A 16,111-nucleotide genomic window follows, 5' to 3' on the forward strand; every position below is an offset into this window, starting at 1 on the left:
TACAGGCTGACTCATGAACGACCCAACACCGGCTTTGGGCCTCGAAAAAACGCCGCTCAGCGGCCAGCGCATACGGGATTTGCGCCGCCGTGCCGGGCTTACGCTGCAGGCGTTGAGTGACCAGGCAGGCATTTCGGTGGGGTTCCTCAGTCAGGTGGAGCGGGACAAGGGCACGCCCTCTCTGGGGACGCTGGCGCAGCTGGCGTCGGCCCTGGGAGTCAGCATCGAATACTTCATCGCCACGCCCAAAGCCAACGACAGCATCACCCGCGGCCAGGAGCGTGAGCGATTTGCCATCGCCGACTCGTCACTGCAATACGAACGCCTGTCGACCGATCTGCCCGGTGGCACCCTGACCTCACTGATGATTCACATCCCGGTGGGCTACAGCTCGGAACTGACCAGCCATGCCGGCGAAGAATTGATCGTGCTGCTTGAAGGCACCGTCCGGCAAACACTGGGCGACAGCACCTTTGTACTGAACGCCGGGGATACCCTGCACTTTATGGGCGACACCCCCCACAGTTTCGCCAACATCGGCGATGTACCGGCCCGTATGGTCTGGACAGGTACGTCCCCCCGGTTGATTGGTCAAAAAAGAACCCGTCTGTCACGGGACTAGTAAATCGGTAAACACTCTGGAGAACTATAACTATGGTTAACCGCTTTAAAACCGTCGCAGCCGCCGCGCTGCTGACGATGACCGGCGCCTACGCCTCGGCAGCCACGCCCGACAACGCCCTGGTCGTTGCCCAGAACATCGACGACATTGTCAGCATCGACCCGGCCCAGGCTTACGAATTTTCTTCCGGTGAGTTTGTCGCCAACGTCTACGACCAACTGGTGCAATACGACGCTGAAGACACCACAACTTTGGTCGCCGGGCTGGCTTCCGATTGGGAAATTGATGCTGCCGATCAGGAAATTGTCTTCACCTTGCGCGATGGCGTAACGTTTCATTCCGGCAATCCACTGCGCGCCGACGACGTGCTGTACTCGTTCGAACGGGTCATCAAACTGAACAAGGCTCCATCCTTCATCCTGACCCAGCTCGGCTGGACACCCGACAACGTATTGGACATGGTCACCGCTGATGGCAACCAAGTGACGGTGCGTTATGAAGGTGAGTTTGCGCCTTCGTTCGTGATGAACGTGCTGGCGTCTCGCCCGGCATCCATCGTCGATGCAGAGACCGTCAAGGCCCAGGCCGTTGATGGCGACATGGGTAACAGCTGGCTGAACCGGAACTCCGCCGGCACCGGCCCCTTCAAGCTGCGCACCTACCGCCCCGCCGAGCTGCTCATTATGGATGCAAACCCGGATTACTTTGCCGGCGCGCCGGAAATGGATTCGGTGATCATTCGTCATGTCGCAGAAGCTGCCACACAACGCCTGCTGCTGACCTCTGGCGATGTCGACATCGCCATGAACCTGACACCAGACCAGGTCAGCGGCCTGGCCGGTAACGACGAGGTTCGGGTTGAAACCTTTCCGCAAGCCGCCGTGCACTTCCTGTCGTTTAACCAGATGAACGATGCACTGACGTCTGAAGCCTTGTGGGAAGCGGCCCGTTACCTGGTCGACTACAACGGCATGGCTGACTCCTTCCTGAACGGCCAGATGCGCGTGCATCAGGCTTTCTGGCCTGCCGGCTTCCCGGGCGCCGTCACCGAGACGCCTTACACCTACGACCCGGAACGGGCCCGCAGTATTCTTGAAGACGCCGGTTTCGACTTGCCCATGACGATGACGCTGGATGTCATCAACTCAGCGCCGTTCACCGATATGGCTCAGGCCCTGCAAGCCACCTTTGCGCCCGTCGGTCTGAACTTTGAGATTCTGCCCGGCACCGGTGCTCAGGTGATCACCAAGTACCGCGCCCGCACCCATGAAGCCATGCTGCTTTACTGGGGCCCGGATTTCATGGACCCGCACTCGAATGCCAAGGCGTTTTCCTACAACAGCGACAATTCAGACGACAACTACCAGAGCACCACAACCTGGCGCAACGGCTGGCAGCCGTCTGATGCGATGAATGAAATGACCATGGCGGCACTCAGTGAACAAGATTCAGACCAGCGCCTGGCCATGTATGAAGAGTTGCAACGTGGTGTACAAGCGTCGTCACCCATTGTGATCATGTTCCAGGCCACCAAACAGGTCGCGATGGCAAATCAGGTGCAAGGCTTTGTTAACGGTGCCATTTCCGACTATGTGTTCTACCGTCTGGTCACCAAGTAACACGGCACGACAACCGCATTACCTTCATAATGTACGACTTGGGGCGCTCTGCGCCCCCTTTTTTTGACTTAATTCTTTTCAAAAATAACGCTGGATACGCAATGACACTCGATTCATCCGCTCCAATTTATAAGGCACTGCATCAGGAAGCGAAAACCATCGCAGGCGCTAAACTGTTTACCATCATGGTGTTGGACAACGACGCTGGGCTAGCGCGCAGAGCTTACACCTCTCATCCAACCGACTATCCGGCAACCGGTTCCAAGCCAATGCGACAGGACCGCTGGAGTGCCCAGGTCATCGACGCCAAGCAGTCGTTCGTTGCCAACTCCACCGACGGTTTTTCCGATGTGTTTTCCGACCACCCACTGATCAATCAACTCGGCTGTGAGTCGGTCCTGAATGTTCCGGTCATTGAACAGGAAAGGGTTGTCGGCACCGTGAACTTTCTGGATGGCAAAAACCACTTCACACCAGAGCGCGTGGCCGCCCTGGAGACTCTGGTTAACGCTCATCATCAGGCGCTGGTTACCGCGCTGGCAAAGGAACTGGGCTGACATCCGAATATTCAAGAACACAAACGGGGCAACTGCCCCGCTTACCCTTTCCTTTTTTCCCACCGTTTTAACAACTCGATGGCGATAAAGCTCGGGAAAAAACACACGAGAATATAGGGCCACCAGGCCAGCGGAAAAGGCGCCGTGCGAAACAGCTCGTTGGCAGCCGGTATCGCCGTTGGAATCAGCCGAATCCCAATGCTGGTGGCAATGCCGCCCAGCAACCAGTAGTTGCTGAAGGGGCTGAAGCTGAAGGCCGACTGTTTCAGCGACCGGGCAGACACTACGTACCCGATATGCGCCAGCAAGATGCCCCAGAATGCGGCGGTCTGTGCCTGGGTCAGCAGCAAGGCATCGACTAGTTGACCGCCCACCACCGCCGGTGCCCCAAAATAGTAATAGAGCGCAAAGCCCGGTAGCGAAATGGCCAGCCCCATAATCAGCAAACGCTGAACGAATCGCGCATTGATGATGCCCTCATCTGCTGTTCTTGGGGGTGCCCTGAGCAAATCGGGCTCCTTGCGTTCCATCACCAGGGGCATGGTAAGCAGCACCGAATCGAGCAGGTTGATCCAGAGAATCTGCACCGGCTCCAGCACAAAACGCACGCCAAACAGCGGCACCTGGGCAGCAAGCAACACAGCCCCCAGAATCAGAAACGCCTGGGCGGCATTGGTTGGCAGGGTATACAAAATGGCCTTCTGCACATTGTTCCAGGCGTGGCGACCTTCTTCGACCGCTGCGACGATGGTGGCAAAATTATCATCCTGCAGCACCATATCGGCGGCTTCCCGGGCGACTTCGGTACCACTGCGGCCCATGGCAATACCAATATCAGCGGCTTTCAATGCTGGCGCATCATTAACGCCGTCGCCGGTCATCGCGACCACATGCCCATTAGCCTGCAACGCCCGGGCGATGGCTTTCTTGTGCTCCGGCGCCACCCGGGCAAATACTGAAACCGATTCAACCAGGTTGCGCAGATCCGTCTCGTTCATGCCGGTCAGTTCTGCGCCGGTGACGGCCCGGTCGGCTTCAATGCCCAGCAATTGTGCCACGGCCCGGGCGGTATCCGGATGGTCACCGGTGATCATCACAATACGAATACCGGCTTCTTTGCAGATTGCCACGGCGTCCTTCGCGGCAGCTCTGGGCGGGTCGATCATGCCCTGCAGGCCGACGAACACCAGGCCGGCCAGGTCTTCATGGCGCAGGTCGGCGTGATCGGCGGGCACTGACTTCATGGCAAACCCCAGAGTACGCAGCGCATCGCTGGCAAAGGCGGTGGCCTGATCGGTGACCCGAGTGCTGTCAAGACTGACCGTCTGGCCCTGTGCATCCAGGGTTTGATCGCACATGCCGAGCACCACTTCCGGGGCTCCTTTCACCCAGATCTGACGTCCCTGGTCGGTATCAACCAGCACCGCCATGAATTTGGTACTGGAGTCGAACGGGATCTCCTCCACCCGACGGATTTGCTCAAGACGGACACCCCCCTTGTGACCGGACTGGCGCAGGGCTATCTCCGTCGGGTCTCCGGTGCCACCGTCGCCCGAAAGGTGGGCGTTATTGCAGTAGCTACCGGCGGCCAGCAAAGTCGACAAGGCGGGATGACCGGCTACATCGACCGGGACTTCAAGGCTGAATTCGCCTTCGAGTGGCGTTCCACCGGTACTGACGTCATACACCTGGCCACCGGCGTATACCCGGGTCACTGTCATTCGGTTTTCGGTCAGGGTGCCGGTTTTGTCGGAGCAGATGACCGTGGTTGCTCCGAGGGTTTCTGCGGCTGGCAAATGGCGTATCAGCGCCTTGCGCCGGGCCATCACCACGCCCGAGAGCGCAAGAATGGAGGTCATCAGCGCGGGCAACATTTCGGGGATAGAGGCCACCACCAGCGAGACCGCCCCAAGAAAGCCGTAACTGATGCTAAACCCGAGATAGAGGGTATAGAAGAAGCTGACCGCACCCACCCCCAATATGGCAATGATCAGACTGCGTACAAACTCATTCAGCTTGCGCTGCATCGGGGTGATCTTGACCTGAGCGGATTTCACCATGCCCGCTATCTGGCCAAATACAGTCTGATGGCCGGTGGCAATCACCACGGCAGTGGCGGTTCCCTGGCTGACGTAGGTGCCGGAAAAACCGGTATTGCGCTGATCGCCGGGCACCAGATCCTGGCCGCTCAGAGCGCCGGTTATTTTCTGCACCGGTACGGATTCACCGGTCAGCGACGATTCATCGACGTGCAGGTTACTGACGCGAACAAATCGAACATCCGCCGGGATCTTATCGCCGGCTTCAAGCGCTACCAGATCTCCCGGTACCAGTTCGCGGGCGGGCAGGCGCTGCTCGCTGCCGGCACGAATGACCCGGCATTCCTGTACCAGCATGGTACGCAGAGCATCCAGGGCACCTTCGGCCTTGCCCTCCTGCACAAACCCGAGCAGCGCGTTCAGCACCACCACGCCGATGATCACCAGGGTGTCTGGCAACATGTGCTCGCCCAGTAACGTCAGGGTGGTCGTTATGCCCGCGGTCACCAGCAGAATAATCACCATCGGGTCATAAAACTGCGCCAGCATCCGGCGCCAGGCAGGTGTCTTGCGAAAGGTGATTTCGTTGGCACCGAGGCGCGTCAGGCGCTCTGCCGCCTCTGCGGCGCTCAGCCCTTCGGCACTGGATTCCAGGTGGGCAAAGACGGTATCCAGATCCTGGGAATAGTCGACGGCCTTCATGGCGGAATCCTGCTTGGGCGGTGCAAAATGAGGTAACCGGATTCAGTATCACGGGATCGACAGCCGGTTGCAAAGCTAGGGAGCCTCTGAATAACTCCCCAGTTCTCTCACCCATCGTACACCCAGCCAGACAGCAGCGTTCCAGCGAGGCCAGCCTTTCTGCGATATAGTGCTGGCACGATAACGCTCACCGGCAAGGACTGTATGTTAATGGCTGTAAACCCTGCTTTTCTGATCCTGATTCTGACACTCCTGCTGGGTTTGCAGCCGTTCACGACCGACCTTTACCTGCCTGCCCTGCCGTACATCACCGCGTCGTTCGATACCACGGTCGCCCACGCCCAGCTAACCCTGTCGGTCATGCTGCTCGCTTTCGGCGCGTCCCAGCTGATTTGGGGGCCGGTATCCGACCGCTATGGCCGTCGACCGGTCTTGCTGGCAGGCCTTGGCTTATACGCCTTGTCGGCCATAGGCGCGGCACTGGCACCGGCCATGGAGTGGCTGATTGGCTGGCGCCTGATTCAGGGCATTGCTCTGGGCGCGGCAGTGATGTGTGCCCGGGCCCTGGTGCGCGACTTGTTTGACGACCCGGTCCAGTCGGCGCGCGCGCTCAGCCGGGGCTTGTCCGGCCTGGGCGTTCTGGCCTGTATTTCCGCGCCGCTCGGCGCCCTGTTAACCGCCTATCTCGGCTGGCAGTTTACCTTTGTGTTTCTGGCCGCATTCAGCTTCGCTGTGTTGCTATTAATAGCTTTTCGTCTGGAAGAGACATTGCGCGAGCCGCGCACCCAGTCGCTGCGGCCGGGCCGCCTGGTGCACACCTGGGCCGGCATTCTGACTCACCATACGTTCTGGTCTTACGCACTGCTGCAGGCCGCCACCTACGGCGGCCTTTATGTGTTTCTGGCGTCGTCTTCGTTTGTGTTTATGGACTATCTGAGCCTGTCGGCAACACATTACGGCATCATCATGTTTTCGATGTCGGCGTCTTACATCAGCGGCACCTTGCTGTGCCGTCGGCTGCTGCTGCGCGTCAGCATTCAGCGTACCGTTGTGGTCGGCGGCGCCTTTGCGCTGGTGGGCAGTTCGGTGATGATTCTGCTGGTGGTGCTGGGCTTTACCTCACTCTGGGCGTTGCTGCTGCCGTTTTACGTTTTCATGATCGGGCATGGCATTAACCAGCCCTGTGCACAAAGCGGCGTTATGGGGCCTTTCCCTCATGCGGCGGGGGCAGCATCGGCCCTGAGCAGCCTGGTGATGGTCTTGGGTTCCTTCCTGATCGGGCTCTGGCTGGGCCAGGCCATGGATGGATCACCCTTGCCCATGGCTCTGGGCATCTGGTTTTGCGGCATTGCCGTGGCCCTCTTTGGCTGGGGATTTGCCGCCCGGATTCGATTGCCCGCTACGACCTAATCCGGCTTCACGCTATTCCTCTTGCCCGCCTTCGGTTCTGATCCGTATTTCCCGGGTCAGGGTTTTATGCACCGGACAGCGATCGGCGATTTCCAGAAAACGTTGCTGTTCGGCTTCGGTCAGGTTGCCCTTGTAGCTGATGTGACGCTCCAGTTGTTCAATCTGGCCGCTCTTCGACTCGCAATCCTGGCAGTCTTCCGCGTGAATCCGTGAATGCCGCAGCCGTACCTGAATGTCGCTGACAGCCAGCGATTTGTGATTGGCGTATAGGCGCAAGGTCATGGAGGTGCAGGCGCCAAGCGACATCAGCAAAAGATCATAGGGGGTTGGGCCCTGATCTGTGCCGCCTTTGCTTTCGGGCTCGTCGGCCAGTACTTCATGCCGTGTTGTGTATAGGCCGCGCAGAAAACGCGCGTCTTGTTCGGTCACGATGACCTCGTCTTCTGCGACCCGGGGCCGATCTGTCGGCGTGGCTTCATCGCCAAATTCCAGGTACCGGCTGGCCCAGGCCGCCAGTGTCGCTGCAACATAATCAGCGTCTGCGCGCTTTGACAACAGGTGATCGGCGTTGTCGAGTGACACAAAACTCTTTGGATGCATGGCCGCCTGGTAAAGCTCGGCGGCTTCACTGACCGGCACCACGGCATCAACCGGTGAATGGAAAATCAGCAAGGGCTTGCGCAGGGTGGCAACCAGGTTGCGTGATGACCAGTCTTCAAGGTCTTCCAGTAATTGCGACCTGATGTTGAAGTGGCGACCGCCAATATCCACCTCGGCCTGGCCGTCCCGGGTAATGTCGCAGTGCTGATCGGCAAACAAATGCTGAACGTGCGAAGGCGTTGATGGAGCAGCAATGGTCACTACGGCTTCTACCGATTCAAGCCGGGAGGCCGCGACCAGTGCGGCCGCGCCACCCAGGCTATGGCCAATCAACAGTCGGGGGGCCTGGTAGTGTTCAGTCAGAAATTCAGCGGCATCGAGCAAATCGTCGACGTTGGAACTGAAATTGGTGTTGCCGAAATCGCCGTCGCTGCCACCCAGGCCGGTAAAGTCGAAGCGAAATACGGCGATCCCCTGGTCCGCCAATGCACTGGCAATGCGGGTCGCGGCGACTACGTCCTTGCCGCAGGTAAAGCAATGGGCAAACAGGGCCATTACCCGAACAGGGCCGGTATCCGGTTGTTCCAGTGCACCGGTCAGGGTATGACCCTCCCGGTTGGTGAACTCGATTTTACGGCGTGTCATGGTCGCTCCCGGAAACAAAAAAAACAGACCAGCACACTAGCACATTCGCCAGGGCGTAAGGGAAACCGCCCTCAACCGACCATCCTCTGGTAGGCTACTCCAAAATCTCAAACTGAGGACAATCGATGAGCAGTAATCTGCTGAATCTGGGCCTGATCTCATTGGCCGCGCTGGGGCTGTTACTGGTACTGGCGCTGCTGGCTGGTTTGATCACCCTGGCGGTTTTGTATCTGATCGACCGCAATCAGAGTAAACACAGCATTCGCCGCAACTACCCGGTGGTGGGTCGCTTCCGGTATTTTTTTGAACACATGGGTGAGTTCTTTCGACAATATTTCTTTGCCATGGACCGCGAAGAACTGCCGTTCAACCGGGCCGAACGCAGCTGGGTCTACCGCGCGGCCAAAGACCTCGATAACACCATCGCCTTTGGTTCCACCCGCTCGCTGGAGCCAACCGGAACGGTGATGTTTATGAATTCGGCCTTCCCGACGCTGAGTGACACCGCTGCCCACTGGCAACCCAAACGCATCGGTCCCGGCTGCCGTCACCCCTATGAACCCCAATCCTTTTTTAACATTTCCGGCATGAGTTACGGGGCCCTGTCCAAGCCAGCCGTACAGGCGCTTTCCCGGGGGGCCAAACAGGCCGGCTGCTGGATGAATACCGGCGAAGGCGGTTTGTCACCGTTTCACCTCGAGGGGGGATGCGACCTGGTGTTTCAAGTCGGTACTGCCAAATACGGCGTTCGGGACCAGACAGGTGAACTCAGCGACGACAAGTTGCGTTCCCTGGCAGCGCATGACCAGATCCGCATGTTCGAGATCAAACTCAGCCAGGGGGCCAAACCAGGGAAAGGAGGCATTCTGCCCGGCGATAAGGTAACGGAGCAAATCGCAAAGATCCGGGGCATTCCCATCGGTCAGGATTCGATCAGTCCGAACCGCCATCTGGACATTACCTCGAACGCTGACCTGTTGGCGATGATCCACCGGATCAGAGAAGTTACCGGGAAACCGGTTGGCTTTAAATGTGTGTTGGGTGATACCGACTGGCTGGTTGCGTTGTTTGAGCTGATTCGCGAACGCGGCCCCGAGTTCGCACCCGACTTCATTACCCTCGACAGTGCCGATGGCGGTACCGGCGCGGCGCCACAGCCGCTGATGGATTACGTCGGTCTGCCTATTCGGGAAAGCCTGCCGTGGTTGGTCGACCAGCTTATCGCCAGTGGCCTGCGCGAGCGAATCCGAATCGTCGCATCCGGCAAGTTAATGGTGCCCAGCAAAGTCGCCTGGGCGCTGGCAACCGGTGCCGACTACGTGGTATCAGCCCGGGGCTTCATGTTTTCGCTGGGGTGCATTCAGGCGTTGCAGTGCAATCGAAATACCTGCCCAACAGGCGTCACCACCCACGACCCCAAGTTGCAACGCGGCCTGGTACCGGCCGACAAGGCCGCGCGGGTGGCCCATTACCATCGGCAGATGGTGTATTTTCTGGAAATGATTGCCCACTCCTGTGGCGTTCCCGGCCCCTCCGACCTGGAACGCAAACACGTGCGCATGGTAACCGACAATGGCTTATCGGCCCCGTTGGATTACTTCTACCAAAACCGCATTCCGTTGAATTCGGTTAACTAGGGAGACTCTGACGGACTGCAGTGCCCTGAAACCGGTGATCCACCGTCAATTTTTAAGGCAATCACCACAGGCTGCTACTATCATTAATTACTAATATGTCTGTTGGCTGTGGTAGTACCCCTGATGCGATATTTTTTTGTGCGAACGCTGCTGATCGCTGCCGCCCTTGTGCTCGGGTTGCAGCCGCTTCAGGCGCATGCGTCAGGGCAACCACTCGACGAGGGCTGGCAATACCGCTGGGGCGATTCGCCCTTCAACGCCAACGGCGAGCCAAGCTGGTCCGACGACCCGGCCGACAGCAGCCAGTGGCAGGCCATCGATTTTCCGTCCAACCCGCCCAATCGCGATGGCCAGACCAATGTGTGGTACCGGGTCACCCTGCCTGCGGATGAATGGCGAGACCCGATTCTCTACATTTATAGCGTTGACCTGATTACCGAGGTTTACCTCGAGGGTGAACGGATTTACCGCTATGGCACCTTCGATGAACAGGGCCAGGGGTCTTTTGAGGGCTGGCCCTGGCATATGGTGCCTCTGCCGGAAGGGTACAGCGGCAAAACCCTGTATTTCAGAATCTTTTCGAGCTACAGCGACATCGGCCTCTGGGGCGAGGTGAAACTGAACAGTCGACAGGATCAGGTTCTCACCCTGCTGGTCGATTCGGCAGACGCATTGGCCGCCAGCGCCTTTTCCCTGATTATCGCCGCGCTTGCGCTGTTTTTTGCGCTCATCGAAACCCAGCGCCGAACCTTTGTCAGTGTGGGCCTGTTTGCTCTGGCCTCGGCATTGATGGTCACCGCCGAAAGCCCGGCCAGTTTGTTGCTGTTGTACCAGCCTATTGTCTGGGACTACGTTGCCGCGGGCGCTTACTTCATGTTGCCGGTGGCCATTGGTTTGCTGTTGGAACAATGGCTGCCTGAATCCCGAACGGGGTTGATTCGCAAGCTTTGGCAAGGCCATTTATTGTACGTTGTTGGTGCTCTCGGTTTGTCATTGCTCGGCGTCATTATTTTGCCCTCGGCGTTTTACGTTTTTGACTATTTGCTGCTGGCGACACTGACCCTGCTGTTTGTTTTAGTCGTTCCCAACTTGCGACGGGTAAGCCGGGAGCAACAGGCAATCATCGCCACCTTCGCACTTTACTCGGCCCTGCTGGTTATCGACATGGCGGTCGCCCACGGCTTCTTGCCCTGGAACCAAACCCCGTTGAGCTGGGGGGGACTGGCGTTTTCACTGGTCATCACTCTGGTGTCGCTGCGTCAGTATCACCAAACCCGCCAAGAGCTCTACGCGCTCAATCAACAATTGGAACTGAGAGTCGATGAACGTACCCGCAAGCTCGAAACTCTGGCTGACGAGGAGCGCTTGCGTACCCGAATTCTGTCTTATGAGCATGAAAAAACCCTCCTGCTCAATGACATGGTCACCCGCCTGCACGCCAGCCAATCCCTGGAGCAGGGCTTTGACAACCTGGCCTCAGATCTGCCCGCTTACACGCAACCTCTGGTTGGCGCGCTCTATCGTCGCCTTAACACCAAACCGGTATTCACGTTACAGTCGCGATGGGGCGAGCATGGACCGGAGTTGCCTGATACCTGGCCAGGAAGCGACCTCCCCGGCATCTCAGCCTCTGCATACCTGGACCCGATGAGTCAGGCACGGGTCGATATTGACGGTTTTCCTTACTGGGTATTCCCCATTACCGTGGAAGATGTCGACCGGGGCTCTGACGTGCTTGGCCTGTTGATCATCGCCTTGCCTGAACAAGTCGCCGAGGGCGAACGCCGCAGCGGGCGCGGTCATTTGTTTCAATCTGTTCGCCAGGCAATGGAGAAAGTAGGGGTGGTGCTGTCGAGTCTGATCCTGAGGCAACGGCTGGAGACGCTGTCTTATGAGGACTCGCTCACCGGTCTGAAGAACCGGCGATTCTTTAATGAGCTCTATGCCCGGGAATCGGCCATTGCACTGCGCACTCAGGTGCCGCTGAGTTTCATCATGGTCGACCTCGACCACTTCAAACAGTTCAACGACCAATACGGTCACCAGGCCGGCGATGAAGCTTTGCGCCTGGTCGCCGACACCATGCGCAGCCGGTTTCGCGAAACCGATGTCGTGTGCCGCTATGGCGGGGAAGAATTCATTGCCATCTTGCCCGGTGCCAGTTCGGCCGATGCCGAAGCCCTGGCCGGAGAAATTCGCATTGCTGTGAATCAGGTACCCATCTTCCATGAAAACCGGGACCTGGGGCATCTGACGCTGTCGGCCGGCATTGCAACCTGGCCCGAGCACTGCACCGACCCGGACGAACTGCTGGTTCTGGCTGACAATGCCCTGTACAAGGCGAAAGATTCCGGTCGTAACCAGGTGCGTACCCCCACCCGTCCGGCGCACAGCACCACCCGCAGCCCCACAAACTGATCGTCTAAATACCACAGTTGACGTTTAGCCCAATGCGCCCTATTCTCTCTAATATTAGTTTTTTCTTATTTAATAAGATGCTGTTGTGTTAACTCGCCCATGCACAAGGGGAACAGGATGAAGACTTACCAGATACTGATCGCCGGCGGAGGGGCTGCTGGCCTGTCCGTCGCAGCATCGCTGAAGCGACGCGATGCGTCATTGACCATCGCGATTATCGAACCGTCTGAGACCCACGTTTACCAGCCTGGTCAGACACTGGTGGGACGCGGCGTCATGTCGCTGGAACAACTGAAGCGACCGACTCATACGTTTATTCCCCCGGGTGTCGACTGGATCAAAGCCGCCGTCACCGCATTCAAGCCTGACGCCAACGAAATTGACCTCGATAACGGTACAACCCTGGCCTATGAACACCTGGTCGTCAGCCTGGGCCTGAAACTGAACCTCGAGGGCATTGAAGGCCTGGCGGATACCCTGGGTCAGAACGGGGTTACATCGAATTATGTCACTGAGTTGTCTGCCTATACCTGGGATCAGGTGCAAAAACTGAAAACAGGCCGGGCGCTGTTCACCCAGCCACCCATGCCAATCAAATGTGCCGGGGCGCCGCAAAAAGCCATGTATCTCAGTTGCGATTACTGGCTTAAGGAAAACCGGTTGTCGGGCGTTGATGTCGAGTTTCACAATGCCGGTGCGGTCATGTTCGGCGTCGCTGACTTTGTGCCGGTTCTTGAAAGCTATATTAAAAAGTACGGTGTAAAAACCTGTTTCAGCAGTACGCTGATAAGAGTGGATGGCCCCGCAAAGAAAGCCTGGTTCAAACAGGGCGATGGCAGTGTTGAAGAAACCACGTTCGATCTGCTGCATGTAACACCGCCGCAATGCGCGCCGGATGTTGTCGCCTCCAGCGCACTGGCCAACGAAGCCGGCTGGGTCGATGTCGATCAGAAGACACTGCAACATACTCGCTATACCAACGTTTTTTCGCTCGGCGACGTGTGCTCTGCCCCCAATGCGAAAACGGCGGCTGCAGTTCGCAAACAGGTACCGATTGTCGCAGACAATCTGTTGGCTGCCAGAAAACAACAGGCCATGCCTGGCGTTTACGATGGATACGGTGCCTGCCCGCTGACAGTGGAAGTTGGAAAGGTGGTGCTCGCTGAATTCGGTTACGGTGGTAGCCTGAAACCCAGCTTTCCGCTGGACCCAAGAGTACCGCGCAGCCTCTACTGGTGGATGAAAACCACAGGTTTTCCCTGGGTTTACTGGAACCTGATGATGCGTGGCAGAGAATGGCTGGTGAAAACCAGCCCCTAATAAAAAACCCCGGTTAACCGGGGTTTTTTTTGCCTGAATAGAAATCAGACTTTGGTGGTGCGCAAGTAGGGGCGAATTTCGTTCCAGCCTTGTGGGAAGATGTCTTTGGCTTCCTCGTTGCTGATCGACGGCGGAATGATTACGTCGTCACCCGGACGCCAGTCGGCTGGCGTTGCAACCCGCTTGGCATCACCCAACTGCAGGGCATCGATAACCCGCAAAATTTCATCGAAGTTACGACCCACCGACATCGGGTAGGTCAGCGTCAGCCGAATCTTTTTATTCGGGTCGACAATGAAGACTGAGCGAACAGCCGCTGTCTGACTTTCGCCGGGGTGAATCATGTCGTACTGCTTGGCAATCGACAGGTCGGCATCAGCGACGATCGGAAAGTTCAGGGTAGTGTTCTGAGTGTCGTTGACGTCGAAGATCCACTTGTTGTGCTCTTCAACCGTATCAGTCGACAGCCCCAACGGCTTGACGTTGCGCTTGGCAAACTCGTCAGACAGCTGCGCCGTGCGTCCCATCTCGGTGGTGCACACAGGCGTAAAGTCAGCCGGGTGGCTGAAGAAGAATGCCCAGGAATCGCCCAGCCACTCGTGGAAGGTGATCTTTCCCTGAGTGGTCTCAACGGTAAAGTCGGGTGCGGTATCGCCTAATCGTAATGTCATCGTCTTGCTCCTGTTTACAGTGAGAACGTGAAAGCACGGTGATGTGCCATCCTTACAACTCATTATATTAGATATTTCTAATATCAATGCAATTCTATTACTATGCTGTCGATAGTGACTGACTATCCAGGGATATACCGATCCACATCAGGCGGCATTCTGACAGCACCACGATGCGGCCCCGTGCTCTTCCATACATCTGGTCCCGTTAGCACTTTTTAAAGGCCTTTTACATATACTGACAACGCCACCCTGAGTCAAAACCTGTTCAGTGGCCCGAATCAGAGAATCGACCGTATATGAAACAAACGATAGTCAATCGGAGTCAACATGCTCAGTTTTCTGAAACGAGATACCACCAAGTCTTTGCAAAAAGCCTACGAAAAAAAGCTGACGGAAGCCCAGCAGGCGCAACGCAATGGCGACATCCGCAGCTATTCCATGCTGTCTGAAGAAGCTGACAAGCTGTACAGCAAGCTGCAAACAGCTCAGGCTGACAAAAAGTAGGCCAACGCTAGCGCTTAGTGGTTTTCACAAACGGATCGTCACCCGCCTTGAACACTCCTGCTTTGCGTCGTTTCATCACCGTGTTGATGTAGTCTTCTGTCGCTGCCGCCTGGCCGACATCACGCCCGGCAGCCTGGCTCAGATACCAGCGATGCTCGAGAATTTCGTGGAAGACTTCGGCGTCATCGAGGCTGCCCTTCAAATCGCTGGAAATGCTTTGCAGGCTGGGGTTAAACACTTCGGACAACCAGCGATAGGCAGCCACAGGCTCGGGAATGTCACGGCCCTCGTGTTCGGCGAGAAAGGCTTTGTAGCGGCTCAGGTCGTTTAGCAGCCGGCGTGCCTGGTTTTCCTGCACTTGCAGCCCGGTCAGGCTGTTCAGCCGGCGCCGGTGATGCCAGTGTTCCACCACCCTTGGCACCATGCGCACGCGCTGACCATCGTCGACCGTGGTTATTTCCATTTCCTCCACATCAAAGCCCAGGTCATTCAGCCGTCGCACCCGCTGCTCAATTTTGAATTGATCTTCGGGCTCGAAGATTTCATCATGGGTCAGTTCCCGCCAGAGCTTGTTGTAGCGGTCGACCACCGAATTGGCCAATTCAACCGGGTCGGACCCCGCCGGGAGCTGTTCGGCCGCTTCCAGATCCATCAAGTCACCGGCCAGATTCAACTCGGCCAGTTCCAGATCGTAGGCACGCTGACCATCACTGAGCGTCGGATAGATTTCACTGGTTTCAGCGTCGACCAGATAGGCGGCCATCAGGCCCGCATCGCGCCGGAACAGCGTATTGGAGAGCGAGCAATCGCCCCAGTAAATACCACTGAGGTGCAGCCGGGCCAGTAATTCAACCAGAGCATCCAGCATCTGGCCGAGCTGCTCCATGGTGATGCCTTGCTGGATGATGATGCGGTACGGCAGCGCGCCTTCCAGGTAGTGTGTGACCAGCAGCGCACGGTTGCTCATGTCCATGCTATCACCCACCAAACTGAAGCTAGACCGGGCTTGAGAGACGCCCTCATCCCGGTTGGTAACCAGGCCGACGGGTTCGACCACTGGTAAGCCCATTTCCTCCATCTCGCGCAATAAGTTGTATTCATTGCGGGCGATGGGCGTCATCAGTTCCTTGAGTGCGTAGACCCGCCCCTTGTTGCTGATAAAACGAACCACGTTGCGATGAATGCCTCGCGCAACTTCAACAAAAAGCTCCGGTGGCCATTGCGTCAGGTGCTTGGACCAGGGGTATCGCAGATCGGTAATGTAGTGGCTTGGCGAGTGAATTTGTATTTTCATGGAAGATTCCCTGACACTGAAACAAAAAAACCGGCTAACAAGCCGGCTTTTTATGGGCACTACACACTGC

General features: G+C 57.3%; 12 protein-coding genes. 8 read left to right on the forward strand and 4 right to left on the reverse strand.

What is annotated here, in order from left to right; all coding sequences use genetic code 11:
* The first annotated feature begins 13 nt into the window (after positions 1-13).
* The 3 genes from EP166_RS06530 to EP166_RS06540 all read left to right on the forward strand — a co-directional run bounded on the left by EP166_RS06530 (position 14) and on the right by EP166_RS06540 (position 2,798).
* Positions 14-622 (forward strand): helix-turn-helix domain-containing protein, encoded by a 609-nt coding sequence (locus tag EP166_RS06530; protein WP_127555955.1) that lies wholly within the window; start codon positions 14-16, stop codon positions 620-622.
* Positions 623-654: 32 nt separating this feature from the next.
* On the forward strand, positions 655-2,241 hold the full coding sequence (locus EP166_RS06535) for an ABC transporter substrate-binding protein (RefSeq protein WP_127555956.1): 1,587 nt from the start codon (positions 655-657) through the stop codon (positions 2,239-2,241).
* 101 nt (positions 2,242-2,342) lie between these two features.
* Positions 2,343-2,798 carry a GAF domain-containing protein gene (locus EP166_RS06540; RefSeq protein ID WP_127555957.1) on the forward strand — a complete coding sequence of 152 codons (456 nt, stop codon included), beginning with the start codon at positions 2,343-2,345 and terminating at the stop codon, positions 2,796-2,798.
* Between the two features lie 41 nt (positions 2,799-2,839).
* Here the strand turns inward: EP166_RS06540 and EP166_RS06545 are convergent, their stop codons facing one another.
* Positions 2,840-5,539, reverse strand: coding sequence for a cation-translocating P-type ATPase (locus tag EP166_RS06545; protein ID WP_127555958.1), 2,700 nt, complete (start codon positions 5,537-5,539; stop codon positions 2,840-2,842).
* Between the two features lie 210 nt (positions 5,540-5,749).
* Here EP166_RS06545 and EP166_RS06550 point away from each other — a divergent pair, with 210 nt between their 5' ends.
* Positions 5,750-6,949: a multidrug effflux MFS transporter gene (locus EP166_RS06550; protein ID WP_181952703.1), complete on the forward strand. Its 1,200-nt coding sequence runs from the start codon at positions 5,750-5,752 to the stop codon at positions 6,947-6,949.
* 12 nt (positions 6,950-6,961) lie between these two features.
* On the opposite strand, the gene EP166_RS06555 is transcribed toward EP166_RS06550, so the two are convergent.
* Positions 6,962-8,194 carry a bifunctional alpha/beta hydrolase/OsmC family protein gene (locus EP166_RS06555; RefSeq protein ID WP_127555960.1) on the reverse strand — a complete coding sequence of 411 codons (1,233 nt, stop codon included), beginning with the start codon at positions 8,192-8,194 and terminating at the stop codon, positions 6,962-6,964.
* A 125-nt stretch (positions 8,195-8,319) separates the two neighbouring features.
* On the opposite strand from EP166_RS06555, the gene EP166_RS06560 reads away from it, so the two are divergent.
* The 3 genes from EP166_RS06560 to EP166_RS06570 all read left to right on the forward strand — a co-directional run bounded on the left by EP166_RS06560 (position 8,320) and on the right by EP166_RS06570 (position 13,569).
* Complete coding sequence (locus tag EP166_RS06560) at positions 8,320-9,831, forward strand: FMN-binding glutamate synthase family protein (protein ID WP_127555961.1); 1,512 nt, start codon at positions 8,320-8,322, stop codon at positions 9,829-9,831.
* A gap of 123 nt (positions 9,832-9,954) precedes the next feature.
* Positions 9,955-12,249: a GGDEF domain-containing protein gene (locus tag EP166_RS06565; RefSeq protein WP_127555962.1), complete on the forward strand. Its 2,295-nt coding sequence runs from the start codon at positions 9,955-9,957 to the stop codon at positions 12,247-12,249.
* 117 nt (positions 12,250-12,366) lie between these two features.
* A complete protein-coding gene (locus tag EP166_RS06570) occupies positions 12,367-13,569 on the forward strand; it encodes an NAD(P)/FAD-dependent oxidoreductase (protein WP_246026224.1) in 1,203 nt (400 codons plus the stop codon).
* A gap of 44 nt (positions 13,570-13,613) precedes the next feature.
* On the opposite strand, the gene EP166_RS06575 is transcribed toward EP166_RS06570, so the two are convergent.
* A complete protein-coding gene (locus EP166_RS06575; protein WP_127555964.1) occupies positions 13,614-14,240 on the reverse strand; it encodes a peroxiredoxin in 627 nt (208 codons plus the stop codon).
* A 330-nt stretch (positions 14,241-14,570) separates the two neighbouring features.
* Between EP166_RS06575 and EP166_RS06580 the strand changes: the two genes are divergently transcribed.
* A complete protein-coding gene (locus EP166_RS06580; protein WP_127555965.1) occupies positions 14,571-14,747 on the forward strand; it encodes a DUF6435 family protein in 177 nt (58 codons plus the stop codon).
* A 7-nt stretch (positions 14,748-14,754) separates the two neighbouring features.
* On the opposite strand, the gene EP166_RS06585 is transcribed toward EP166_RS06580, so the two are convergent.
* On the reverse strand, positions 14,755-16,041 hold the full coding sequence (locus tag EP166_RS06585; RefSeq protein ID WP_127555966.1) for a DUF4032 domain-containing protein: 1,287 nt from the start codon (positions 16,039-16,041) through the stop codon (positions 14,755-14,757).
* Between the last annotated feature and the right edge of the window lie 70 nt (positions 16,042-16,111).

The organism is Saccharospirillum alexandrii, assembly GCF_004000275.1.
GTDB classification, from domain to species: Bacteria; Pseudomonadota; Gammaproteobacteria; order Pseudomonadales; family Natronospirillaceae; genus Saccharospirillum; species Saccharospirillum alexandrii.

Bases quoted from the DNA above. Each gene is read 5' to 3' on its own strand.
- EP166_RS06550 (WP_181952703.1), top strand. From the start codon at position 5,750: ATGGCTGTAAACCCTGCTTTTCTGATCCTGATTCTGACACTCCTGCTG.
- EP166_RS06575 (WP_127555964.1), bottom strand. From the start codon at position 14,240: ATGACATTACGATTAGGCGATACCGCACCCGACTTTACCGTTGAGACC.
- EP166_RS06555 (WP_127555960.1), bottom strand. From the start codon at position 8,194: ATGACACGCCGTAAAATCGAGTTCACCAACCGGGAGGGTCATACCCTG.
- EP166_RS06585 (WP_127555966.1), bottom strand. From the start codon at position 16,041: ATGAAAATACAAATTCACTCGCCAAGCCACTACATTACCGATCTGCGA.
- EP166_RS06535 (WP_127555956.1), top strand. From the start codon at position 655: ATGGTTAACCGCTTTAAAACCGTCGCAGCCGCCGCGCTGCTGACGATG.
- EP166_RS06540 (WP_127555957.1), top strand. From the start codon at position 2,343: ATGACACTCGATTCATCCGCTCCAATTTATAAGGCACTGCATCAGGAA.
- EP166_RS06570 (WP_246026224.1), top strand. From the start codon at position 12,367: ATGAAGACTTACCAGATACTGATCGCCGGCGGAGGGGCTGCTGGCCTG.
- EP166_RS06560 (WP_127555961.1), top strand. From the start codon at position 8,320: ATGAGCAGTAATCTGCTGAATCTGGGCCTGATCTCATTGGCCGCGCTG.
- EP166_RS06565 (WP_127555962.1), top strand. From the start codon at position 9,955: ATGCGATATTTTTTTGTGCGAACGCTGCTGATCGCTGCCGCCCTTGTG.
- EP166_RS06580 (WP_127555965.1), top strand. From the start codon at position 14,571: ATGCTCAGTTTTCTGAAACGAGATACCACCAAGTCTTTGCAAAAAGCC.
- EP166_RS06545 (WP_127555958.1), bottom strand. From the start codon at position 5,539: ATGAAGGCCGTCGACTATTCCCAGGATCTGGATACCGTCTTTGCCCAC.
- EP166_RS06530 (WP_127555955.1), top strand. From the start codon at position 14: ATGAACGACCCAACACCGGCTTTGGGCCTCGAAAAAACGCCGCTCAGC.